Source organism: Lysobacter sp. ISL-50 (assembly GCF_018612875.1).
Taxonomy (GTDB): domain Bacteria; phylum Pseudomonadota; class Gammaproteobacteria; order Xanthomonadales; family Xanthomonadaceae; genus Lysobacter.
Map to the genome: position 1 here is coordinate 1 of NZ_JAGGRI010000002.1, position 23,032 is coordinate 23,032.

Below are 23,032 nucleotides of genomic sequence, written 5' to 3' on the forward strand. Positions count from 1 at the left end.
AGAGCCACGAGTGCGGTGCTTTCGCAGGCAGGTCCCGCAGTGGGCATCCTGCCCACGGCGGGACCCGGCGCACGTCCATGTGCGCCGCCCTCCGGGTGTCCCTGGTCTCGCGAGTTACTAGCGGCGCCCAGCCAAAGCCGAGCAGGGCAAAGCAAAGCAAAGCAAAGCAAAGCCAAGCAAGGCAAGGCAAGGCCAAGCAAGGCAAGGCCAAGCAGGGCAAGGCCAAGCAGGGCCAAGCAGAGCAAGGCAAAGGACAGATCAGCCCGTTTTTACAGGAGGCGAGCACCCGCCCCCACCGTGTAAAGTGACGGCGCCGGGTCCGCCCGGTGGGGGGACGATCGCGATCGCGTCGAGGGGATACGAGTGCAACAAGCAATCCGACTGGCCGGCTTCTTCGCCGCGCATGGCGTGTGGAGCGTCGCCGACGGCGAAACCCTGATTCCTATGTACGCCTTCGAAACCGCCGAAGGCGCGCGGCACATGGCCCGCTACGCCACGGAAGAACCGGAGACCGGCGTCGGCGAGGCGCGCGCGCGGCTGGCGCTCAATCCCGACGAGGCCCGCCACGCCGTCATGGTCCACGACGGCTACATCACCCTGCCGTCGGGCCGCACCGATGCGCTGATCCTGGCGGTGCGCGATTACGCCAACGACCTCGCCATGACCCTGGCCATCCCCTATCGCAACGCCGCCCACCCGCAAGGCTTCGCCGTGCACCGGCCCAAGTTCCTGGACTGGCGCGGCGACAGCGAACCGGACTACGAGGTCCTGGGCGAAAGCTTCTTCGCCGGCGTGGAAGAACACGAAATGGGCGACCGCGTCTGGCAGGCCAAGCTCGACGATTCGCTCTGAGCCGATGCCGGGCCGGGCTCCGGCATTGACCCGCGTCACAGAAGCGCAGCGCGCCGGCGGAAACTGCAACCTTCGACGTGGATGATGTCGGGTCGCCCGCGCAGGCCGCGCGCGCACCGTCCGAGCCGCCCGCCCAAACCCGCCAGACCATGGGGACCGCGTACCGATGAGCGATCCGCAACGCCGCCGTTTCCTTATCGGCCTCGCCGTGGGCGGAGCGGCGACCGTGGCGGGCCCGGTGGCGATGTGGCGCTGGACCGGCGGCCACGGCCACACGCTGGCGTCGGCGCCGGATCTGCAATTGCTGCCGCCCGACGCGCGCTTCGTCCAGCCGCTGCGCCTGCCCGGCGGCGAAGGCCTGATGGCGCAGATCGATCTCGACCACGACATCGACCTGAGCGCGCAGAGCATCGCCCAGGGCCTGTTCCCCGGCGCGGCGACCACGCTGTGGTCCTACGTCGGCAAGCTCGGCTCAGGCGACGCGATCAATCCGCTGCTGCGCGCGCGCCGCGGCGACGTCATCGACGTCGGCCTGGACAATCGCCTCAGCGAGGCCACCACCATCCACTGGCACGGCCTGTCGGTCGATGAAGCCAACGACGGCAGCGGCCTGCATCCGCTGGCGGCGGGACAGCGCCGCCGCTATCGCCTGCGCATCGATAATCGCGCCGGCCTGTACTGGTATCACGCCCATCCGCACGGCCGCACCGGCGTGCAGTTGCAGCGCGGCCTGGCCGGGCTGCTGCTGATCGAGGACGAAGAAGAACTCGCCCTGCGCGCGCGCCTGGGCATGCGCTGGGGCGAACGCGATCTGCCGCTGATGATCAGCGACAAACAAGTCGCCACCGACAACGCCATCGTCTACAAGGACGGCGCCGACGACTGGATCGGCAATCGCGTGCTGGTCAACTGGACGCCCGAGCCGTATCTGGACGTGATCCCGGCCTGGTACCGCTTCCGTCTGGCCAACGTCGCTAACGCGCGCCTGCTGCGGCCGTGCTTCCAGGCCGGCGACAAAGTGTTGCCGACGCAGTTGATCGGCTGCGACGGCGGTTTGCTCGAACGCGCCTGGCCGATCGACGACGTGTTTCTGGCGCCGGCCCAGCGCGTGGACGTGCTGGTCGATTTCAGCGCGCTCGCGCCCGGCGACAAGGTCGTGCTGCGCAGCCTGGAATACGTGGCGATGGAGAACGAAGACGAATCGGGCGCGTTCCTGCCCGATCCGATGGGCGACCATCCCGGCGCCGCGGCGATGGGCGAGGCGTTGGACCTGATGGAACTGCGGGTGATCGATTGCGCGCCGCGCGACCGCCCGCCGGCGCGGTTGCCGGACCTGAGTGCGATCTCGAAGATCCCGCCGCTGCCCGACACCGGCGACTGGCCGCTGCGCGCGCTGCGCCTGCGCATGGACGAGGAAGGCCGCTGGTTCATCAACGACTGGAACTTCCACATCAACGGTCACGAGCCGGCGTTCTCGATCAAGCGCGGCAGCCGCGAGGTCTGGGAAATCCGCAACAGCATGACCAGCATGCCGCACCCGATCCATCTGCACGGTTTCCAGTTCCGCGTGTTGTCGCGCGCGATCAGCCCGCCCGACATCCGCGGCCGTCAGGTCGCGCCGGGCGGCTTGAATCCGCAGGACATGGGCTTCAACGACACCGTGGTGGTCTGGCCCGGCGAGATCGTGCGGCTGGCCATCGATTTCTCGCAACCCTTCACCGGCACCCAGCGTTACATGCTTCATTGCCACAACCTCGAACACGAGGACATGGGCATGATGCTGACGTTCGCGGTGACGGACTGATCCGATATTCCGCACGCCGTTCCCGGGAGCTTTCGTATGCCGCGTCCGTCCCTGTCCCCGCTCGCGCTGTCGTTGTCGGCGTTGTTGGCGCTGAGCGCCTGCACGGCTTCGAAGGATTCCAGCCAGGGCGGCGAAAACGCGACCGCCGCGCCGGCGCTGACCGCGGCGCAGGTGAGCGGCGAGAAAGCCAGGATCAGCTACATCGTCGGCCGCGACTTCGCCGCCAACATCGAGCCGATCCGCGGCGAGCTCGATACCGAACTGGTGCTGCGCGCGATCCGCGACGCCCAGGCCGGGCGCGCGTCCTTGTTCGACGAAGCGCAGAGCAAGAAGATCCGCGAAGGCTTCAGCGAACATCTGCGCGGCGCGCACGATGCGCAGGTCAAGGCGGTGGCCGCGCGCAATCTGGAAACCGGCGCTGCGTTCCTGAAGAAGAACGCGCAGGTCGCCGGAGTCGAGACCACGGCTTCGGGCCTGCAGTATCAGGTGCTGCGCGAAGGCAAGGGCGCGCATCCCAAGGCCAGCGACACGGTGCGGGTGAATTACCTCGGCCGGCTGCTCGACGGCAGCAAGTTCGAAAGCACCTACGACACCGATCATCCGGCCGAATTCGTATTGGCGCAGGTGATGCCCGGCTGGACCGAGGGCGTGCAACTGATGACGCCGGGCGCGAAGTACCGGTTCTGGGTTCCGGCCAAGCTGGCTTACGGCGAGCGCGGCATGGCCGGGCAGATCGAGCCGAATTCGGTGCTGGATTTCGAGATCGAGTTGTTGGAGATCGCGGGCGAGGGTGGGCCTGTGCACGATGAGTGAGGGGGTTTTTCGCGATCTGAGCGGAAAGCATCGGGGCTGAAGCCCCTCCCACAACAGACCTCGCGGCTTCGCGCGATCGTTCTGAAAAACGCGCCTGCGCGGCACGGCTATCGATGTCAGTGTCGATGAATAGTCACAGCCAACGGATCGGCGCGACAGATCATCGAAGTCTGTTGTGGGAGGGGCTTCAGCCCCGATGCTCTGCGCTCAGATCGCCACAACCCGCCACATCACCCGCCCAGGCGCCCAACTTGTGACCGCAACCTCAGCCAGGCGAGCAACGGCCGCGAAATCCGTCGCAATCGTGTAGCAGTTTTCCGGCCACACTCCGCAGCCATCGCCTGCCGCAACGCCGCGATTCCGTCCCAGCCACTCCCCGTCTTCGGAGACAGCCAGTGAACCTCAAGCTCAAGGGCGCGACCGCCCATGGCGCCATCGCCACGTTGTTGATCGGCGCCGCCGTGCTCGCCCCGGCGCAGGCCGGCCAGCGCACCTTGCAACTGTCCGAGGACGGCACCCACAGCAAGCCGATCGCCGCCGCGTCCGCGCTGCGCGCCACGCCGCTGGCCCAGGCCGTGTCCGACCGCGTCTGCGAAAGCGGCGCCCAGTGGCTGCGGGTCGGCTTCAAGCAGCTCAAGCTGTCGGGCTACGACTCGCTGGTGCTGACCAGCAGCGGCGGCGACAAGCTGGTGTTCGAAGGCCAACACTGGAACCAGCGCAGCTTCACCACCCGCGCGCTGCGCGGCGAGTGCGTGGACATCAAGCCTTACTTCAGCCAGCCCGACAGCGCCTTCCAGCTCGATCGCTACGAATACAGCGCGGTGCCGCTGGACAAGGCCACCGTGGTCGTGGCCGGCGCCGGCGACATCTGCGACACCAGCGGCAACGCCTGCCAGGGCACGTCCGACCTGATCGTATCGATCAGCCCGACCGCGGTGTTCACCGCCGGCGACAACGCCTACAGCAGCGGTACGCTGACCGAATACAACAACCGCTACGCGCCGACCTGGGGCCGCTTCAAGGCGCTGACCAGCCCGTCGCCGGGCAACCACGACTACAGCACCTCCGGCGCCAGCGGCTACTTCGACTACTTCAACGGCGTCGGCAACCAGACCGGCCCGGCCGGCGATCGCAGCAAGGGTTATTACAGCTGGGATGTCGGCGACTGGCATTTCATCGCCCTCAACACCATGAGCGGCGGCACCGTCGCCAGCACGCAGATCAATTGGCTCAAGAGCGATCTGTCGGCGAACACCAAGCCCTGCACCGCGGCTTACTTCCACCATCCGCTGGTCAGCCGCGGCAGCTACAGCGGCTACACCCAGGTCAAGCCGATCTGGGACGCGCTGTACGCGGCCAAGGCCGATCTGGTGCTGGTCGGCCACGAACACAACTATCAGCGCTACGGCAAGATGAATCCGAGCCAGGCCGCCGCCAGCGACGGCATCCGCCAGGTGCTGGTCGGCACCGGCGGACGCGCGTTCTACAGCATCAGCGGTAGCCACCCGCTGTTGGAAGCCAGCAACTCCAGCACCTTCGGCGTGTTGAAGCTGACCCTGACCGCCAGCGGCTACACCGGCGATTTCGTGCCGCGCGCCGGCAGCAGCTACACCGATCACTTCACCGGCACCTGCAACAAGGGCGGCAGCCCGACGCAATCGCTGACGCTCAACGCGGTGCGCGACGTCACGGTCAAGTCCGGCGGCAGCCGCGACAACAGCGCGACCTTGTTCGCCGACGGCAGCGACGGCGGCCAGGTGCTGCGCGGCCTGATGGGCTGGAACGTGTCCAGCGCCAGCGGCCTCAACCTCACCGGCGCGCAGGTCAAGCTGCAGGTCAGCGACAGGTCCGCCGGCGCCTATGATCTGTATCAGGTCACCGCCGCCTGGACCGAAGCGAACGCGACCTACAGCGGCGCCACCTACGGCACCAAGCTGGGCTCGGTCACGCCGAACGCGACCGGCGCGCAGTACATCACCCTCAACGCCGCCGGCCTGCAACTGGTCAAGAACTGGGCTTCGGGCGCGGTCGCCAACAACGGCGTGATCCTGGTGCCGGCGTCGGGCGTCACCGACGGCGTGGACTGGTCCTCGCGCGAAGGCGCCAACGCGCCGCAGCTGCTGCTGAGCTACACCACGCCGTAAACGCATCAAGCCCTTTCGTCGCGCACGAACGACAACGCCCGCGAATCGCGGGCGTTGTCGTTTGCATCGGTGCTGGCGGTAAGCGTTCGGTGCCGCGTCTTGGTTTCAGCTCATCTGCAGAACCGGACGCGGATTCGTACTCGAATTCGCGCCGGTGCCGAGCATGAGCTTGACCGATTCCTTGATGCGTTCGGCGCCGCCGAGCTTGACCGCGGCGATCAGGCGCTCGCCGATGGTCCGGCTTTCGTCGGCGGTGCTGGTGTGAGCGCCGAGAATCGCCAGGCCTTTTTCGGTCAGGCGATAACGCAGCGCCACGTGCACGAACGGAACGCCGTTCAACGACTCCTTGACGCAGGCGGTGCTGCGCAGATAACCCTCGTCCATCAACCACTCGAACGTCGCGCCGCAGGCGAGCACCGCCGCGGCCATGGCCTCGCGATTGGACGGGTCGACACCCGGCATGTGACGCGCCGATTCCTCGGCGTTGAAGCGCGCTACGACGGGATGCTGCTCGAACGCCGCGGCGCAGATCCGAGCAGTGGCAATGCTGAAAACTTCGATGTTTTTCATGAATGACGCCCCCTGACGTCCTTGCTATTTACGAGGGCATTACGTAAAGACGGCGTGATGAAAGAAGCGCTAAGAAATTGAAAAATAAAGCCTGTTTCTTGCGCTTCGTCGCGTCTGAATTGTGATGAAAGCAGGCAAGACCATGACAAACTGACCCGGCGCGACACAAGCCGTACGCGTTACGGCACCCGCGAAGGCGAGCGTCGATCAGATACATGAACGAGTGGCGGCTCCGAAAGATTCAAGTTTCGGCTGGAGCCAATTCGATCACCGTGTCGATGCTATCGGGCAGCGTCGCAGGCAATGCGATCAGCGCGTCCTTGCCGTCGCGGCGAACGCTCAGTTCGCGACCGCCGTCGAGCAATCGCGCGCGCTGCGCGCCGGCCGCGCGCACACGCAGCTCGCCGCCGGCCGGGCGCTCGAACACGTGCAGGTACAAGCGCCCGTCCTTGGCGGTGATCCGGCCCCAGTCCACCGCATCGAGCGGGCTGGCCTGGGTGGCGTAGATCGAATCGCCGTTGCGCCGCAGCCATGCGCCGATCTCGCGCAGGCGCTGCACGCTCGCCGGCGGCACGGTGCCGTCGGCCATCGGCCCGATGTTGAGCAACAGATTGCCGCCCTTGCTGGCGGTGTCGGCCAGATCGCGCACCAGTTCGCGCGTGGATTTCCACTTCGTATCCAGCGCGCTGTAGCCCCAGGTGCCGTTCATCGTCATGCACGCTTCCCAGTCCACGCCGGCCACGCCGCGCGCGGGAATCGCCTGCTCGGGCGTGGTGAAGTCGCCATGCGCGCGATCGAACCACTGCAGGCTGCCCTGCGGATCGTCGTAGCCGAGCGAGCGATACAGGCGATTGTTCATGACGATGTTCGGCTGCGCTTTGCGCACCATCGCCATCAGCTCGCTCGCGCGCCAGGTTTCGCCTTCGGCGCCGGGATTGGAGTAGTCCCACCACAGCACGTCGATCGGGCCGTAGTGCTCGACCAACTCGCGCACCTGCGCGTGCAGGAAGTCCTGATAAGCCTTCAAGTCGGCGCGCTTGGCGTAGTCGGGATCGTCCTTGTCGCCGGCCTTTTCCAGCGGATGCGGCAGCGGGTGTTCGAGACGGGCGAAATCGCGGTACGGATACGCCGGGTGATGCCAGTCGATCACCGAGTGATACAGGCCGACCTTCAAGCCCTCGGCGCGCGCGGCCTGGACGATTTCGCGGACCAGATCGCGGCCGGTGGCGTCCTTGGCGTCGAAGTCGCTGACCGCGCTGTCGTGCAGGGCGAAGCCTTCGTGATGCTTGCTGGTGAACACGAGATACTTCGCGCCCGATTGCCTGGCCAGCCGCGCCCATTGCCGGGCGAAGCCGGGCTTGGGCTTGAACAGCGGCAGCATCTGCCGGGCGTATTCGGCGGTCGGCACGTGCGCGGTGCGCTCGATCCATTCCGCCGTGCCCTGCATCGGCTGGCCGTTCCAGCGTCCGGCCGCGCCCGAATACAGGCCCCAGTGCACGAACAGGCCGAAGCGCGCTTCGCGCCACCAGCGCATGCGCGCGTCGAACGCGGCCTGGCTTTCGCTGGGCGCGGTCACCGCCGGCTTCGGCACCGCCGCGGCGGGCGTGGCGGCGAATGCGGACGAGGCGAACACCGCACAGGCCAGCGCCGCGCTCACGGCGCGCGCTGCGAGACTTTGGACAATCGCGAAGGACATCGAAGCGTTCCGGCACAGGGCGAACCGCATCGGAACAAATGCGGGGCGATGCAGTCAACCGTTACGCGTCGTCAGCGTCATGAATCGGCGACCGGTTTTGTCGATGTTTGCATCGATTTGGATATGCGCGGAAAAATCAAAAACGCGCGCATGCGTCAAAAGAAATCCAAACGCCGCATGTTGGCGCGATCGCGCCGGCCGATGGCGAACCTCGCGCCGATCCGCACTAGACTTCGACCATCATCGCCGCGTCCCCGACCGCAGGAGCTTCATGGATCGTCGCCGTTTTCTCGTGACCACCTCCACCGTCGCCGCGCTGGGCGCGGCGCCTTTGGCCGATGCGTTGGCCGGCGCCTCCGCGCAGCACGCGCACGCCGATGCCGACGCGGCGCCATCGCGGCCGCGACCGAGCCCGCAGCAACTGGCCTGGCAGCGCGAAGAGCTGGCGATGTTCGTGCACTTCACCATCAACACCTTCACCGACCGCGAATGGGGCGAAGGCTCGGAAGACCCGCGGGTGTTCGATCCCAGCGACCTGGATGCGCGGCAGTGGGCGCGCGCGGCCAAGGCCGGCGGTTTCCGCAGCCTGATCCTGACCGCCAAGCATCACGACGGCTTCTGCCTGTGGCCCAGCGCGACCACCGCGCACAGCGTGCGCAGCAGCCCGTGGCGCGGCGGCCAGGGCGATGTGGTGCGCGAATTCGTCGAGGCCTGTCGCGCGGAAAACCTCGGCGTGGGGTTCTATCTCTCGCCCTGGGACCGGCACGAGCCGCGCTACGGCAGCGGCAAGGCCTACGACGACTTCTACATCGCGCAACTCACGGAACTGTTGAGCGGTTACGGCCCGGTGGTCGAAGTCTGGTTCGACGGCGCCAACGGCGAAGGCCCCAACGGCAAGCGCCAGGCCTACGACTGGCCGCGCATCCATCGCACCGTGCGCGAACTGCAGCCGCGGGCGATGATCTTTTCCGACGCCGGGCCGGACCTGCGCTGGATCGGCAACGAACGCGGCGTGGCCGGCAGCACCTGTTGGTCGATGGTCGATCCCGTGCGCGTGCCGCACGCCGGTTTCGACCGGCCCTGGGTCGGCGAAGCCCTGCAGCAGGGCGATCCGCAGGGCGCGGTGTGGCGGCCGGGCGAAACCGATGTGTCGATCCGCCCGGGCTGGTTCTGGCACGCGGCCGAAGACGCCAAGGTGCGCAGCGCCGATGGCCTGATCGATCTGTATTTCAGCTCGGTCGGCCGCAACAGCAAGCTGCTGCTGAACGTGCCGCCGACCCGCGCCGGCCGCTTCCACGACACCGACGTGGCGAACCTGGCGCAGTTCGCGCGCAAACGCGAAGCGATCTTCGCCGGCGGCAATCTGCTCGCCGGTGCGCGCGTGCGCGCCAGTTCCAGCGCCGACGCGCATCCGCCCGCGCATGCGCTCGACGGCGATCCGCAGCGATTCTGGATGCCGGCGGCGCCGGCGCGCTCGGGTTGGATCGAGTTCGAGTTCGACCGTCCGATCGAGTTCGACACGCTGTGCCTGACCGAAGCGATCGAACACGGGCAGCACATCGCCAATCACCGCTTCGACGCCTGGCGCGACGGGCGCTGGCAGACCTTCGCCTGGGGCACGACCATCGGCTGCAAGCGCCTGGAGCGCTTCGACCCCGTGCGCGCGCAACGGCTGCGCCTGGAAGTCGAGTTCGCCTATGCGACCCCGGCGCTGAGCTCGGTGGCTCTGTATCGCAGCAGCCCGGCGTAGGCCTTTGTAGGAGGGGCTTCAGCCCCGATGCTTTCCGTTCCGATCGCCGCGCCTGATCGAAAGGCATCGGGGCTGAAGCCCCTCCCACAAAAGACCTCGTCGCCGCGCTAAGTCCGTGCGCGCGCAGCGGTGGCGCGTGGAAATCGAGTTCGCCTATGCGATCCCGGCGCTGAGTTCGGTGGCTGTGTATCGCAGCCGCCCGGCGTAGGCCTTTGTAGGAGGGGCTTCAGCCCCGATGCTTTCCGTTCCGATCGCCGCGTCTGATCGAAAGGCATCGGGGCTGAAGCCCCTCCCACAAAAGACCTCTCCGCCGCGCTAAGTCCGTGCGCGCGCAGCGGTTGTGCGTAGAAATCGAGTTCGCCTATGCGACCCCGGCGCTGAGCTCGGTGGCGCTGTATCGCAGCCGCCCGGCGTAGGCCTGTGTAGGAGGGGCTTCAGCCCCGATGCTTTCCGCTCCGATCGCTGCGCCTGATTGAAAAGCATCGGGGCTGAAGCCCCTCCTACAAAAGACCTCGCCGCCGCTAAGCCCATGCGCGCGCGGCGGTTGTGCGTGGAAATCGAGTTCGCCTATGCGATCCCGATGCTGAGCTCGATGGCTTTGTATCGCAGCGGCCCGGCGTAACCGCGGAAGCAGGAGGCCTTTGTGGGAGGGGCTTCAGCCCCGATGCTTTCCGTTCCGATCGCCGCGCCTGATCGAAAGGCATCGGGGCTGAAGCCCCTCCCACAAAAGACCTCGCCGCCGCGCTAAGTCCGTGCGCGCGCAGCGGTGGCGCTTGGAAATCGAGTTCGCCTATGCAACCCCGGCGCTGAGCTCGGTGGCTCTATATCGCAGCCGCCCGGCGTAGGCCTTTGTAGGAGGGGCTTCAGCCCCGATGCTTTCCGCTCCGATCGCCGCGCCTGATCGAAAGGCATCGGGGCTGAAGCCCCTCCTACAAAAAAACTCGCCGCTGCGCTAAGTCCGTGATTCTGAACTGCAATTCAGCCTCCCACGTGCTATGGTTGCATCCAGAAGGGGAGTAGCTCCCAACTGTCGTATCGTCATTACGGGTCCACGACCCCGGTGCGACAGGCATCCGACCCCCGGCCACGCGTCGGCCGGATGCGAGCAAGACCTTCGCCGCAAGCGGCGAAGGCACGTCTCCCGATCTCCACCGGATGACGCTTCGTGGCCCGCGGCCATGAGGCGTTTCTTTTATCCGGGAGATTCAAATGGAAACCATCGGTAGTCCGATGCTGTGGGGCGCGTTCGCCGCCTTCGTCGTGGTCGCGCTGCTCGTCGATCTGGTGCTGATGCGCCACGGCGGGCCGCACAAGGTGACGTTCAAGGAAGCGGCCTGGTGGAGCGTGGGGTGGATCGCGCTGGCGCTGGTGTTCAATGCGGGCCTGTGGTGGTACGTGAGCCAGCAAGTTGGCGCTGAAGTAGGTAACCGGGTCGGGCTTGAATTTTTAACCGGTTACTTGGTCGAGAAGTCGCTCGCGATCGACAACATCTTCGTGTTCCTGATGCTGTTCTCGTACTTCGCCGTGCCCGAGGAACAGCGCCAGCGCGTGCTGGTGATCGGCGTGCTCGGCGCGATCGTGCTGCGCGCGATCCTGATCTTCGCCGGCGCCCTGCTGCTGGCCAAGTTCCACTGGATTCTCTATGTGTTCGGCGCGTTCCTGGTCATCACCGGCATCAAGATGCTGCTCGCCGCCGGCAAGGCGCCGGACCTGGACAACAACCCGGTGCTCAAGTGGATGCGCGGCCATCTGCGCCTGACCGACGACTACCACGACAGCAAGCTGTCGATCGTGCGCGAAGGCAAGCGCTGGTTCACGCCGTTGTTCGCGGTGATCGTGCTGATCGGCGTCACCGACGTGATCTTCGCGGTGGATTCGATCCCGGCGATCTTCGCCATCACCAGCGATCCGTTCATCGTCCTGACCTCGAACGTGTTCGCCGTGCTCGGCCTGCGCGCGATGTTCTTCCTGCTGCAGGGCATGGCCGACCGCTTCCACCTGTTGCCGTACGGCCTGGCCCTGGTGCTGGTGTTCATCGGCACGAAGATGCTGCTGATCGATATCTACAAGGTGCCGATCCTGGTGTCGCTGCTGGGCGTGGCGGCGATCATCGGCAGCTCGGTGGTGCTCAGCCTGATCAAGCCGGCGCCGGCCAAGCCGGACGCCGGCGCGAGCTGATCGCCGCGGCGGCCGGCTGACCGGCCGAAACGCCGATAAAGGGACATGGCGGGCCGCGGCGCCGATGGTTACATTGGCGCCGCGTTCCGTTTTTCGTTTCCACCCCTTCGACGGTGTCGCGACATGGCCCGAACCGCCAGCAATCAGACCATCGCAAAAACCGCGGCGAAGAAAGCCGCGTCCAGGCAGGTGTCTGCAAAGAAGGCGCCCGCGAAGAAAGCCGCGGCGAAGAAAGCGCTCGCGAAGCAGGCCGTCCCGCGCCCGGCCGCGCCGCCGCTCGCGCACCGCCTCGACGACGCCCTGCATCAACTCAGGACCTCATCCAGCCAAGCCTATCGCGATGGCCTGGCGCGCTACGCCATTCCCACCGAGCGCGCCTTCGGCGTGCCGATGGGTTCGATCCAGGCCATCGCCAAACGTTTGGGCCGCGACCATGAACTGGCCGCGGCGCTGTGGAACAGCGGCTGGTACGAAGCGCGGCTGCTCGCGTCCTACCTCGACGATCCGGCCCAGGTCACCGCCGCTCAGATGGACGCCTGGAGCCGCGATTTCGACAACTGGGCGGTCTGCGACACGATCTGCTTCGCCTTGTTCGACCGCAGTCCGCTGGCTTGGCGCAAGATCGAACAATGGGCGCCGCGCCGCGACGAATACGTGCGCCGCGCCGCGTTCGCGATGCTGGCCAGCAAGACCGTGCACGACAAGGTGGCCGAGGACGCGCCGTTCCTGCGCGGCCTGGAACTGATCGAAGCGCACGCCGGCGACGAACGCAATTTCGTCAAGAAGGCGATCAACTGGGCGCTGCGTTCGATCGGCAAGCGCAACCTCGCCCTGCATGGCGCCGCGGTCGCGGTGGCGACGCGGTTGGCGGACTCGAAAGACGCCGCGCCGCGTTGGATCGGCAAGGATGCGCTGCGCGAACTGCGCAGCGCGGCGGTGCTGGCGCGATTGGCGAAGAAATCCCGAGCCGTCAAAAGATCTTGATCAACTCCCTCTCCCTCTCCCGCTCGCGGGAGAGGGCTGGGGTGAGGGGATGAGCGCCGCAGGCGCGAATGCTCTTGCTTGAAGCTCCGACGCCGGCCGAGCCCTCACCCCAACCCCTCTCCCGCTAGCCACCCAAGGTGACTCCCTTCGGGGCGCGGGAGAGGGGCTCCAATAGATGTTTCCGAGTGGTGTGTCAGCGAGCCTTAGCGCCCGGCTCGGCCAATTTCTCATCCTTGAACAAGGCCACATGCGGCACGCCGTCGCCGCCGATCCAGCCGCGGTACATGCCCTCGGTGTTGAACGGCAAGGCGAAGCTGCCGTCGCTGTCGAGCGCGATCGCACCGCCGTCGCCGCCGGCCTTGGGGATGTCGCCGTTGATCACGCCTTCGGAGGCTTGGCTGATGCTCTGCCCGGCGTACTGCACGCGCGCGCAGATCTCATGCGCGGCCACCGCGCGGATGTAGTACTCGCCCCAGCCGGTGCCGGAGACCGCGCAGCGCGCGTTGGCGTAGGTGCCGGCGCCGATGATCGGCGCGTCGCCGACGCGGCCGTAGCGCTTGTTGGTCATGCCGCCGGTGGAGGTGCCCGCGGCGAGACGGCCCTGCGCGTCCAGCGCGACCGCGCCGACGGTGCCGAAATGCTTCGCCGTTTCGATGTCTTCGTGAGCCTGGCCGAAGGCTTCTTCCTTCAGCGCCTTCTGCAACTGCTGCCAGCGTTTTTCGGTGCGGAAGTACGACGGCTCCACCAGGGTCACGCCGTTTTCCTTCGCGAACGCCTCGGCGCCGTCGCCGGTCATCATCACGTGCCTGGATTTCTCCATCACCGTGCGCGCGAGCAGGATCGGATTCTTGACCCGATGCACGCCGGCGATCGCGCCGGCGCGCAGGCTGGCGCCGTCCATCACCGCCGAGTCGAGTTCGTTCTTGCCGTCGTGAGTGAACACCGCGCCGCGGCCGGCGTTGAACTGCGGCGCGTCCTCCAGCACGGTGATGGCGGCGGTGACCGCGTCCAGCGCCGGCTTGCCGGCGGCCAGTTGCGCATGGCCGGCGCGCAGCGCCTGTTCCAGCGCGGCGCGCGCGTCTTTTTCGTCCTGCTCGCTCAGGCCGGCGCGTTCGACGCCGGCGCCGCCGTGGATGACCAGCACCGGTTGCGCGGCCAGCGCGGCCGGCGCCAGCGCCAGCGACAACGCGATCGACAGCGCGGCCGATCCCCACACACGATTCGAGCAGCGACGGCGCGACAGGTTCTTCATCTTTCGGCTCCAGGGGTGGGACGGGCAGTCGTGGCCGGCGCGCTCAGGCGGTCGGCTCGCGGCGGATCAGTTGCCCGGATTCGACATCATAAAGCTCCGAGAACGCCGGCCGTTCGACCTTGAAGTCGCCCATGCGCAACGTGCTGTCCGCGCCGACGCCGATCACCGGCACCGCGCGCAGGCTCAGCGGCTCGCCCTGCGCGTAGACGTCGGCGCGCAGGCTCGGCCGCACCAGCCAGGCCTTGCCGCCGTTGCCGCTGAACACGCGGCCCTCGCCCTGCGCGTCGATGCACAGCGCGGTGTATTCGTCGATGCCCAGGCCGACCAGATCGTCGCGGCGATGGTCCTGCGACAGCCGCGCCAGGAAGGCGATCAGCCGGCCCAGACGCTCGCGCTTGCCGAAGTGGCTGTCGGTGATGACCCGCTGCAGATACGGCAGGTGCAGGAAATTATCGACCAAGGTCAGCTGCGGCCCGGTGGGATCGTCCAATGCCGCCTGCGAGACCAGGCTGCCGCCGTCCATGGCGCCGTAGGCGTAAGCGCCCAGGATCGCCAGCCCGGCGCTGGTGCCGCCGATCGGCTTGCCCGCGCGCACGTGGGCGTCGAGCGCGCGCGCCAGCGGCGTGTCTTTCCAGTAGCGCACATAGCGCGATTGATCGCCGCCGGCGATGAAGATGCCGTCGGCGCCGCGCACGATCTCCAGCACGCGCGGATCGCTGGCGGCGCGGCGATCTTCGAACACCAAGGTCTGCGCGGCGGTGATGCCGCCGAGATCGCGGAAGAATTCGTCCTGCGCTTCGGCCGCGCCGGATGCGCGCAGGATCACGATGCGGCCATGGCCGGCGCGCTCGATCATCCAGGCGAAGGCCTCGCGCGGCCAGTCGCCGCCGCCGACCAGCATCATCCCGGCGCGGGTCGGCGCCGGCCGCGGCGCGGCGAGATCGCCGATCTGGTAGTAGCGATAACCGTCGCGCTGCGCGTCGTCAGTTGTCGCCGCGCGCTTGGGCACCGCGCTCGCGGGCGCCGCCGCCGGCCCCTGCGCCGCCGCGCCGGCGCTCGCGCACAGCCACGCCAGCATCAGCGCCATCGCGCCGCCACACCACTTCGACGAACCCAGCATGCTCGGTCTCCGGACGGATCGATAGCCATGACGAAGCAGGGCGCGACGATCCCCCACGACGCTCGCGCATCGTCCGTGAGCGGCGCGCGAGCATGACGGCGGCCCCGGCGCTGGGCTAATGTCGGCGCATGGACACCGCCCTCGACGCCTGGTTCACCAGCGAAATCCTCGTGCACGAAGAGGCGCTGGTGCATTACCTGCGGCGCTGGTGGTCGCACGGCGACGAGGTCCACGACCTGCGCCAGGAGGTCTATGTGCGGGTCTACGAGGCCGCGGGCAAATCCCGCCCGCGCCAGCCCAAATCGTTTCTGTTCGCGACCGCGCGGCACCTGATGACCGACCGCCTGCGCCGCGGCCGGGTGGTGTCGATCGAGCCGGTGGGTGATTTCGAGTCCTTGAACGTCTTGGTAGATGAGGTCTCTCCCGAACGCCGGCACGGCGCGCGGCAGAACCTGCGGCGCTTGGCGGAAGCCTTCGACCGCCTGCCCGAACGTTGCCGGCAGGTGGTGTGGCTGCGGCGGGTGGAGGAATTGCCGCAGAAACAGGTGGCGCTGCGCATGGGCATTACCGAGAAGACCGTGGAGAAACAGATCGCCAAGGGCATGCGCCTGCTCGCCGAGCACTACTACGGCGGCGCGCAGGCCCTGGCCGACATGGCGCCGGCGCGCGCGATCGAGGCAGGCGAGGGCCCGGCGACGGGGCGCTCGAAGCGGGAGGAAGCGCGGCCGCCGGCATCGCCGCGCGCGGCCACGCAGCAGGTTCGGCAGGACACCACGCGGCAACCGCCGGACGACAGGAATCGCGGACATGGCAGGAAGCAGACAGATTGAACAGGCGGCCGCCGATTGGCTCGCCCGCCGCGACGGCGGCGATTGGCCGGCGCAGGCGCAGGCGCAACTCGATGCCTGGCTCGCGGAATCGACCGCGCACCGGGTCGCGTTCCTGCGCCTGAGCGCGGCCTGGAGCGAGGGCGACCGGCTCAAGGCGCTGGCGGCGGGAACCGAGCCAGGGCAGATGCCCGAGCGCGGCGCGTGGACGGCGCCGCCGTTCGCGGCGCGCGCGGAACACGCGGGCGATGCCGGCGATGGCGATACCGACGCCGCTGAACCTGCGGCAGCGGGAGCGCCCGTGCGCGCGGATGCGCTGGTGTTCGCGCCGCGTCCGCGCGCGCGTCGCCGCCATGGCGCGCGTTGGGCCGCAGCAGCAGCGGTGGGCGTGGTCGCGTTGTCGTTGTTTTGGGGCTGGTCGCTGTACGGCACGGTCGAGCAAGCCTCGTATCGCACCGCCATCGGCGATCTGACCACCGTGCCGCTGGCCGACGGCTCGCGCGCCACGCTCAGCAGCGACAGCCGCATCGACGTCGCCTTGTCGCGCGCGCAGCGCCGGGTCGAGCTGCGGCAGGGCGAGGCCTTCTTCGATGTCGCGAAAGATCCCGGCCGGCCGTTCGCGGTCGAAGCCGGCGGCCGTCGCGTGGTCGCGGTGGGCACGCATTTCTCCGTGCGCCGCGACGGAGGCGACCTGCGCGTGGTGGTGACCGAAGGCACGGTGCGCCTGGAATCGCAGCCCATCGACGGCCATCGCCAGCCGACCACGCTGTTGCCGGCCGGCAGCATCGCCCTGGCCGGCCGCAACGGCGTGCTGGTGCGCAGCGTGTCGGTCGATGAGGCCGAGCGTGTGGTGGATTGGCGCAACGGCTATCTGGTGTTCCGCGACACGCCGCTGGCCGCGGCCGCGGCCGAGTTCAACCGCTACAACGCGCGCAAGCTGGTGATCGGCGACGCCGCCGCCGGCGAGCTGCGCGTGGGCGGCAATTTCCGCTGGTCCAATGCCGAAGTCTTCGTCGGCCTGCTGGAACAGGCGATGCCGGTGCGGGCCGAGCGCTTGCACGACCGGATCGTGCTGCACAGCCGTTGAGCGCCGCGCTCGGCGTTTATCCGCGCCGGTTCTCGATCGCGCCAATCCGCGCTGTCGCGCGCGCACCCCGATGGGCACACTACGCGCCGCGCGCGCCGCGGCTTTGCCCGGCGCGCGTGCGGGATTTGCCGAGTTCGTTCGTCTGATAACAAAGGCGCGGTCAGCGCCGACTGGGGAGGGGAAAGCCGATGGTGGGTCGTCTTCGTGTGCTGCTGTTGAGTCTGGCGTGTAGCGCCGCCCTGTCCGCGCAGGCGCAAGGCGCGGCGGTGAACATTCCGGCCGGCGATCTGGTGACCGCGCTGGATGCGCTGGCGCGGCAATCGGGCGTGCAGTTCGTCTACTCGGCCGATCAACTCAAGGGCCTGCGAACCCAGGGCGTGCACGGCGCCATGGCGCCGGCCGACGCGCTCGACCGTCTGCTGCGCGGCAGCGGCTACGCCGCGCGCCGCGATGCGTCCGGGGCGATGGTGATCGTCAAGAGCGCAGCGCCCGCCGCGCCGCCGCCGCGGCCGCGCAACACGCCGCGCACGCCCGACGGCGCCGCCGCGGACATGCCGGCGATGACCGAACTGGAAAGCATCCAGGTCACCGGTTCGCGCATTCCGCGCGCGCAGATCGAAGGCCCGGCGCCGGTCACGGTGATGACCGCGCAGGAGATCAAGGCCAACGGCTTCACCACCGTGCCCGACGTGCTGCGCGCGATGACCCAGAACGGCGGCGAGACCCAGAGCCAGCAGTCGGCCAGCGGCGCCGACTTCTCGCCCGGCGCGCAGCAGGTCGATCTGCGCGGGCTGGGGCCCAACCACACCCTGGTGCTGGTCAACGGCCGCCGCATCGCCGACTTTCCGATGCCGTTCAAGGGCCGCAGCAATTTCACCGACATCTCCAATATCCCGCTGGGCATGGTCGATCGGATCGAGATCCTGACCGGCAGCGCGTCGGCGATCTATGGCTCCGACGCGATCTCCGGCGTGGTCAACTTCATCCTCAAGAAGCAGGCCGACGGCACCACGGTGGACATGCGCATGGGCGACACCACCCGCGGCGGCGGCGAGTCGTTCAACCTCAGCGTGTCCAGCGGTTACAGCAACGATCGCTTCAGCGCGATCTACGGCTTCGAGCTGCAATCGCAGAATCCGCTGTGGGCCTACGAGCGCGCGCGCCAGGACTCCACCCGCGATGCCCCCAGCGACTCCGCGCGCGCGGCGCGGCGCGCGTTCCTGCGCACCAACTGGGACGACGAATACCTCGATCCCGGCGCCGCCTGCGATGGGCTGGCGCGGCTCAACGGCGGCACCACCCATCGCGCTTCGCGCCCGGGCTGGGGCGCCGACGGCGAGGACGGTTTCTATTGCGGCAGCGAAGAGGCGATCGGCTACGGCACCATGATCAGCGAGCGCGAGGGCGTGAACGCCTACGCATCGCTGAGCTACCGCTTCGACAACGACACCGAGTGGTTCGCCGATCTGCAGTTGGGTTATCACAAGCTGTCGATGTTCCGCGACGTCGGCAACTGGAGCTACCAGGCGCCCGACGGCAACGAACAAGGCTATTTCTTCAACCAGGCCACCGATCAGGTCGAATACTGGCAGCGCCAGTTTTCGCCGGAGGAAATGGGCGGCCTGAGCGCCGGCACCATCCGCAACCGGCAGAAGACCTTCAGCCTGACCACCGGCTTCAAGGGCCGCTGGGGCGAGCACTGGGATTGGGAAACCGCGCTGAGCCATTCGCAGTACCAGTCCACCATCAGCTGGCCGCAGATCGTCGCGTCCAAGGCCAACGACCTGTTTCTCGGCCCGCAACTGGGCACCGACGACGACGGCTTCCCGATCTTCAACGCCGATCCCGAGCGCCTGTATCGCCCGTTGACCCGCGCCGAGTACGACTCGATCGCCGCGCGCACCACCTACCAGCCAAAATCGCGCACCGACGCGCTGTCGCTGACCTTCACCAACACCGAGCTGTTCACCCTGCCGGCCGGCGCCGCCGGTTTCGCCGGCACCCTGGAAGTCGGCAGCCAGAGCTACAACCTGCGACCCGATCCGCTGGCCACGCAGTATTACTACTACAGCTGGCGCGACGCCGACGGCCACGGCAGCCGCGATCGCTGGGCGGCGGCCGGCGAATTGCGCCTGCCCTTGCTCGACAGCCTGAATTTCAGCGTCGCCGGGCGTTACGACCAATACCGCTACAGCGGCCACAGCATCGACAAGTTCACCTACAGCGCCGGCCTGGAATGGCGCCCGGTCGAGTCCTTGCTGCTGCGCGGCTCCTACGGCACCGCGTTCCGCGCGCCGGATCTGCATTACCTGTACGCCGGCGAAGGCAATTCGGAATCCTCCGGCGTGGACTACTACCGCTGCCGTAGCGAGGAGCCGGGCACGCAGTTCAGCGACTGCTCGTTCTCGGACGAAAACGTGGTGGTGACGCGGCGCGGCAACCGCAAGCTCGATCCTGAAACCAGCACCGCCTGGACCGCGGGTCTGGTGTGGTCGCCGCTGGCCAATCTGGATTTCTCGCTCGACTACTTCAACATCGACTTGCGCGATCAGGTGCAGGACCTGCGCATCGACGGCATCTTGCAGGACGAAGCCAGCTGCCGTCTCGGCCAGCGTCCGGACGGCAGCGCGGTGGACGCGAATTCGCCGACCTGTATCGATGCGTTGGCGCGCGTGGGCCGCAGCGACGACGGCAGCCTCTACAGCGCCTTCGTCAATCCGATCAACATCGCCCGCGAGCGCACCAACGGCGTGGATTTCAACGCGCGCTATCGCCTGGAAACCGCGATCGGCACGTTTCGCTTCAACGGCAACTACAGCTGGGTGCGCGAACACGAAAGCCAGCAGTACGCCGGCGACCGGGTCGAGGATCAGTTCGCGGTCAACAGCGGCTTCGACATTCCGCGCAGCAAGGCCAGCGCCAGCGTGAGCTGGGACAAGAACCGCTGGACCGCGACCTTGCACGGCGAGCGCCTGGGCAAGTTGCCCAACTACGATTCCTACCAGGAAAGTTACGACCCGGCCGACGGCGGCAGCCCGTGGATCGGCGCGACCTATCGCTACAACCTGTCGCTGCAGTACCGCTTCACCGATCACGCCCAGCTGGCGTTGTCGGTGACCAACCTGTTCGACAAGCTGCCGCCGAAAGACGCCAGCTACAGCAGCTACCCGTATTACGACGTGTCCTGGTTCGACACCGTCGGCCGCCAGGTGTTCGTGCAGTACACGCACAAGTTCGGCGGCAGCGCGCTTTGATTCCCTGACGTGTCGCCGCAGGGACGCGGCGGCGCGACTTTCACCGCAACGCGGCGTTCAAAACTGACGGCGTCGCCGCGCGCGGCGGCGGCCGGATCAGCGCCCGCCGCCCGGCGTGCGCGCCACCACGAAGATGCGGCGGAATTCGAACCAGGTCGTGCCGTCGCCGCGCGGCGGATAGGCGCGGTCCAGCATCGGCGCCAACTCGGCGCGGAAGCGTTGCCAATCGGCCGCATCCAGCGCCGCCTTGACCGGCCGCAGTGCGGTGCCGGTGATCCACTCCAGCACCGCGTCGTCGCCCGACAGGCGCTGCACGTAGCGGGTTTCCCAGGCATCGACCGCGCAACCCAGCGTGGCCAGGCGCTCGGCGTACTGCTTGGGCGTATCGACCGCGTCGTCTTCGCGCAGCCCGACCTCGCGCAGGCGCTCGGCCCATGCCGCGCTAGCGGCAAGCTCGCGCGTGAGCACATGCGAAGGCGCATCGAAATTGCCCGGCACCTGGATCGCGATCCATGCGCCCGGCGGCAACTCGCGCACCCAACGTTCCAGCAACTGCCGATGCTCCGGCACCCATTGCAGCACTGCGTTGGAGATCACCACATCGGTATCGGCCTTGGGTGTCCACTGGCGCACATCGATCAACTCCGCGGCGATCCCAGCCTTGCGCGCGGCCTCGACCATCTCCGGCGAGTTGTCGCTGGCTTCCAGTTGCGCCTGCGGCCAGCGCTGCGCCAGCGCCAGAGTCAGATTGCCGGGCCCGCAGCCCAGATCGACCACGCGCCGCGGACGTTCGATGCCGATGCGCGCGGTCAGATCGAAGAACGGCCGGCCGCGCAGGTCGGCGAAGTCGAGGTACTTGCCCGGGTCCCACATGCGACGGCTCCATCGAAGGCTGGTATCGCAGCACTATACGAGCGGCCGGTCGAGACGGCGTGTGCGGCGGTTTGCGCGGCGTGGCCGTACGCCGTTCGCTGTCGCGGCGGATGATGCGCGCATCGGTGGATCGCCGCCGCGTGCCGCACTACGATTGGTTCCGGCCGCGTGCATCGGCGGCATCGACGGGTTTCAAGGAGGAGCCATGCTGACTCGAATGATCGCGCTGTTGGCGCTGCTGGCCGCGGCGCCGGTGCTGCCGGCCGCGGAGGTCACGCAGATCGTGACCGACCTGGCGTACAAGGCCGACGAGTATCCGGGCCATGAGTATCGCCGCGCCGTCGATCAGGCCTCCGCCTACGTCCGCGAGGGACGGCCCAGCGCGGCCTGGAACGTGTTGCAGCCCGGGATGTTGTACTGCGACGGCAAGCGCAACACCGCGACGGAAATTTTCTACAGCGTCGCCGATAAGGCCGAAGAGCGCGAACTGCGCGACCAGGCGCCGCCCGGGACGACGGTGACCTTCGTCGATTGGGCTTGCCCGTTGACCTACAAGCAGGCGGCGTTTCTGGCGATCGATACGAACGAACCCGACCGCGCGCGGGCCTTGCTCGACCGCGCCGAGGCGATCGCGCCGCATTGGGCCGATGTCCTGGCCGAACGCGCGTATCTGACCGGCCGCCAAGGCGACTGGCCGGGCGCGCTGGCGTTGTATCGCAAGGCCCAGGCGTTGGCGCAGCGGTATTCGGCCTCGGCGCAGACCCGCGCGTTGATCCTGCGCGGCATCGGCTATGCGCTGGTCGAGGCCGGCGATCTGGACGGCGCGGCGCAGGCGTATCGCGACTCGCTCAAGCTCGATCCGGGCAGCGAGGTCGGCAAGAAGGAGCTCGAATACATCCAGGAGAGGAAGGCCGCGGCAACCCGAAGCGATTGACCCCGGCGGTGTCGCGGGCCGGACCTGCGAGCGCGCGAAGTCTCTGTGGGAGGGGCTTCAGCCCCGATGCTCTTCGATCCGTTGCGGTGAGGCGTCCCGATAGCTGACCGGAAAGCGTCGGGGCTAAAGCCCCTCCCACAAAAGGCGGATCTCGTGGAAAGACCTCGTGGTCGCGGGCCGGACCAGCGAGCGCGCGAAGTCTCTGTGGGAGGGGCTTCAGCCCCGATGCCCTTCGATCCGTTGCGGCGAGGCGTCCCGATAGCTGACCGGAAAGCGTCGGGGCTAAAGCCCCTCCCACAAAAGGCGCATCTTGTCGAAAGAACTCGTGGTCGCGGTCGCGGGCCTGACTAGCGAGCGCGCGAAGTCTCTGTAGGAGGCGCTTCAGCCTCGATCCGTTGCGGTGAGGCGTCCCGACAGCTGATCGGAAAGCATCGGGGCTAAAGCCCCTCCCACAAAAGGCGGATCTCGTCGAAAGATCTCGCGATGGTGGGTCCTGGGGGGCGGACACAAGTCGCCCTCGACGCTCGCAGCCCCTGAGATCTCCCCGGGTTTCAATGCTCCCCGCACCCGTCTATCGGCGCGGCAATCACCTCGTTCAGCAAATTCAGCTTACTCCCGAGGGCCCCTAAACTTTTCAAAAAAAGTGCCGAGAAGTCCATTGAGAGCCGCAAGAGCTGCGGCAACAACGGAACGGATAGGCACATGGTCGCGATCGTCACAGGGAATGGTCTGGGTCTGCAGTCGTCTTCGGCGCTGGGACTCGGCGGCAGGGGACAGGTCGGTAGCGCGGGCTTCGGCAAGAGCGGCGAACAGGTGTTCGTCAACGCCGCGACCGGCAACCTGATCCTGCGCGACCGCGACCAATGGCTGCTCGGCCGCGGCGTGGACGCCGAG

General features: G+C 67.7%; 16 protein-coding genes. 11 read left to right on the plus strand and 5 right to left on the minus strand.

Going from position 1 to position 23,032, the window contains the following annotated elements; translation table 11 throughout:
* Positions 1 to 363: 363 nt before the first annotated feature.
* From J7J50_RS00625 to J7J50_RS00640, 4 genes are all read left to right on the plus strand, one after another.
* Positions 364 to 852 (plus strand): hypothetical protein, encoded by a 489-nt coding sequence (locus J7J50_RS00625; protein WP_215057684.1) that lies wholly within the window; start codon positions 364 to 366, stop codon positions 850 to 852.
* Between the two features lie 166 nt (positions 853 to 1,018).
* Positions 1,019 to 2,656 (plus strand): multicopper oxidase domain-containing protein, encoded by a 1,638-nt coding sequence (locus J7J50_RS00630; RefSeq protein WP_215057683.1) that lies wholly within the window; start codon positions 1,019 to 1,021, stop codon positions 2,654 to 2,656.
* Between the two features lie 36 nt (positions 2,657 to 2,692).
* Entirely contained in the window at positions 2,693 to 3,469 is a 777-nt protein-coding gene (locus J7J50_RS00635) for an FKBP-type peptidyl-prolyl cis-trans isomerase (protein WP_215057682.1), read from the plus strand.
* A 395-nt stretch (positions 3,470 to 3,864) separates the two neighbouring features.
* Positions 3,865 to 5,613 (plus strand): DNRLRE domain-containing protein, encoded by a 1,749-nt coding sequence (locus J7J50_RS00640; RefSeq protein ID WP_215057681.1) that lies wholly within the window; start codon positions 3,865 to 3,867, stop codon positions 5,611 to 5,613.
* Positions 5,614 to 5,718: 105 nt separating this feature from the next.
* On the opposite strand, the gene J7J50_RS00645 is transcribed toward J7J50_RS00640, so the two are convergent.
* Positions 5,719 to 6,183 (minus strand): hypothetical protein, encoded by a 465-nt coding sequence (locus J7J50_RS00645; protein ID WP_215057680.1) that lies wholly within the window; start codon positions 6,181 to 6,183, stop codon positions 5,719 to 5,721.
* A gap of 241 nt (positions 6,184 to 6,424) precedes the next feature.
* Positions 6,425 to 7,879, minus strand: coding sequence for an alpha-L-fucosidase (locus J7J50_RS00650; RefSeq protein ID WP_215057679.1), 1,455 nt, complete (start codon positions 7,877 to 7,879; stop codon positions 6,425 to 6,427).
* A gap of 271 nt (positions 7,880 to 8,150) precedes the next feature.
* Here J7J50_RS00650 and J7J50_RS00655 point away from each other — a divergent pair, with 271 nt between their 5' ends.
* From J7J50_RS00655 to J7J50_RS00665, 3 genes are all read left to right on the plus strand, one after another.
* The gene (locus J7J50_RS00655; RefSeq protein ID WP_215057678.1) at positions 8,151 to 9,629 is read left to right on the plus strand and encodes an alpha-L-fucosidase; all 1,479 of its coding nucleotides are present in this window, start codon (positions 8,151 to 8,153) and stop codon (positions 9,627 to 9,629) included.
* A 1,209-nt stretch (positions 9,630 to 10,838) separates the two neighbouring features.
* Positions 10,839 to 11,807: a TerC family protein gene (locus J7J50_RS00660; protein ID WP_215057677.1), complete on the plus strand. Its 969-nt coding sequence runs from the start codon at positions 10,839 to 10,841 to the stop codon at positions 11,805 to 11,807.
* 123 nt (positions 11,808 to 11,930) lie between these two features.
* Positions 11,931 to 12,791, plus strand: coding sequence for a DNA alkylation repair protein (locus J7J50_RS00665; RefSeq protein WP_215057676.1), 861 nt, complete (start codon positions 11,931 to 11,933; stop codon positions 12,789 to 12,791).
* A gap of 193 nt (positions 12,792 to 12,984) precedes the next feature.
* Here the strand turns inward: J7J50_RS00665 and J7J50_RS00670 are convergent, their stop codons facing one another.
* Both J7J50_RS00670 and J7J50_RS00675 read right to left on the minus strand, forming a co-directional pair.
* The gene (locus J7J50_RS00670; protein ID WP_215057675.1) at positions 12,985 to 14,043 is read right to left on the minus strand and encodes an isoaspartyl peptidase/L-asparaginase; all 1,059 of its coding nucleotides are present in this window, start codon (positions 14,041 to 14,043) and stop codon (positions 12,985 to 12,987) included.
* Positions 14,044 to 14,086: 43 nt separating this feature from the next.
* Complete coding sequence (locus J7J50_RS00675; protein WP_251044384.1) at positions 14,087 to 15,163, minus strand: cyanophycinase; 1,077 nt, start codon at positions 15,161 to 15,163, stop codon at positions 14,087 to 14,089.
* A gap of 128 nt (positions 15,164 to 15,291) precedes the next feature.
* Here J7J50_RS00675 and J7J50_RS00680 point away from each other — a divergent pair, with 128 nt between their 5' ends.
* The 3 genes from J7J50_RS00680 (at position 15,292) to J7J50_RS00690 (ending at position 20,331) form a co-directional block, all read left to right on the plus strand.
* On the plus strand, positions 15,292 to 15,993 hold the full coding sequence (locus tag J7J50_RS00680; RefSeq protein ID WP_215057674.1) for a sigma-70 family RNA polymerase sigma factor: 702 nt from the start codon (positions 15,292 to 15,294) through the stop codon (positions 15,991 to 15,993).
* Positions 15,971 to 17,077, plus strand: a complete 1,107-nt coding sequence (locus tag J7J50_RS00685; protein WP_215057673.1) for a FecR domain-containing protein — start codon at positions 15,971 to 15,973, stop codon at positions 17,075 to 17,077. The genes J7J50_RS00680 and J7J50_RS00685 overlap by 23 nt, the downstream gene beginning before the upstream one ends.
* 188 nt (positions 17,078 to 17,265) lie before the next feature.
* Positions 17,266 to 20,331 (plus strand): TonB-dependent receptor, encoded by a 3,066-nt coding sequence (locus tag J7J50_RS00690; protein ID WP_215057672.1) that lies wholly within the window; start codon positions 17,266 to 17,268, stop codon positions 20,329 to 20,331.
* Between the two features lie 96 nt (positions 20,332 to 20,427).
* Here the strand turns inward: J7J50_RS00690 and J7J50_RS00695 are convergent, their stop codons facing one another.
* The gene (locus tag J7J50_RS00695; protein WP_215057671.1) at positions 20,428 to 21,204 is read right to left on the minus strand and encodes a trans-aconitate 2-methyltransferase; all 777 of its coding nucleotides are present in this window, start codon (positions 21,202 to 21,204) and stop codon (positions 20,428 to 20,430) included.
* Between the two features lie 205 nt (positions 21,205 to 21,409).
* Here J7J50_RS00695 and J7J50_RS00700 point away from each other — a divergent pair, with 205 nt between their 5' ends.
* Positions 21,410 to 22,138, plus strand: a complete 729-nt coding sequence (locus J7J50_RS00700; RefSeq protein WP_215057670.1) for a hypothetical protein — start codon at positions 21,410 to 21,412, stop codon at positions 22,136 to 22,138.
* The last annotated feature ends 894 nt before the right edge of the window (positions 22,139 to 23,032 follow it).

What these genes read in the sequence shown, in the direction of transcription:
- J7J50_RS00690 (WP_215057672.1), top strand. Translation starts at nt 17,266, where the DNA reads ATGGTGGGTCGTCTTCGTGTGCTGCTGTTGAGTCTGGCGTGTAGCGCC.
- J7J50_RS00700 (WP_215057670.1), top strand. Translation starts at nt 21,410, where the DNA reads ATGCTGACTCGAATGATCGCGCTGTTGGCGCTGCTGGCCGCGGCGCCG.
- J7J50_RS00635 (WP_215057682.1), top strand. Translation starts at nt 2,693, where the DNA reads ATGCCGCGTCCGTCCCTGTCCCCGCTCGCGCTGTCGTTGTCGGCGTTG.
- J7J50_RS00670 (WP_215057675.1), bottom strand. Translation starts at nt 14,043, where the DNA reads ATGAAGAACCTGTCGCGCCGTCGCTGCTCGAATCGTGTGTGGGGATCG.
- J7J50_RS00645 (WP_215057680.1), bottom strand. Translation starts at nt 6,183, where the DNA reads ATGAAAAACATCGAAGTTTTCAGCATTGCCACTGCTCGGATCTGCGCC.
- J7J50_RS00630 (WP_215057683.1), top strand. Translation starts at nt 1,019, where the DNA reads ATGAGCGATCCGCAACGCCGCCGTTTCCTTATCGGCCTCGCCGTGGGC.
- J7J50_RS00695 (WP_215057671.1), bottom strand. Translation starts at nt 21,204, where the DNA reads ATGTGGGACCCGGGCAAGTACCTCGACTTCGCCGACCTGCGCGGCCGG.
- J7J50_RS00685 (WP_215057673.1), top strand. Translation starts at nt 15,971, where the DNA reads ATGGCAGGAAGCAGACAGATTGAACAGGCGGCCGCCGATTGGCTCGCC.
- J7J50_RS00680 (WP_215057674.1), top strand. Translation starts at nt 15,292, where the DNA reads ATGGACACCGCCCTCGACGCCTGGTTCACCAGCGAAATCCTCGTGCAC.
- J7J50_RS00650 (WP_215057679.1), bottom strand. Translation starts at nt 7,879, where the DNA reads ATGTCCTTCGCGATTGTCCAAAGTCTCGCAGCGCGCGCCGTGAGCGCG.
- J7J50_RS00660 (WP_215057677.1), top strand. Translation starts at nt 10,839, where the DNA reads ATGGAAACCATCGGTAGTCCGATGCTGTGGGGCGCGTTCGCCGCCTTC.
- J7J50_RS00665 (WP_215057676.1), top strand. Translation starts at nt 11,931, where the DNA reads ATGGCCCGAACCGCCAGCAATCAGACCATCGCAAAAACCGCGGCGAAG.
- J7J50_RS00675 (WP_251044384.1), bottom strand. Translation starts at nt 15,163, where the DNA reads ATGCTGGGTTCGTCGAAGTGGTGTGGCGGCGCGATGGCGCTGATGCTG.
- J7J50_RS00655 (WP_215057678.1), top strand. Translation starts at nt 8,151, where the DNA reads ATGGATCGTCGCCGTTTTCTCGTGACCACCTCCACCGTCGCCGCGCTG.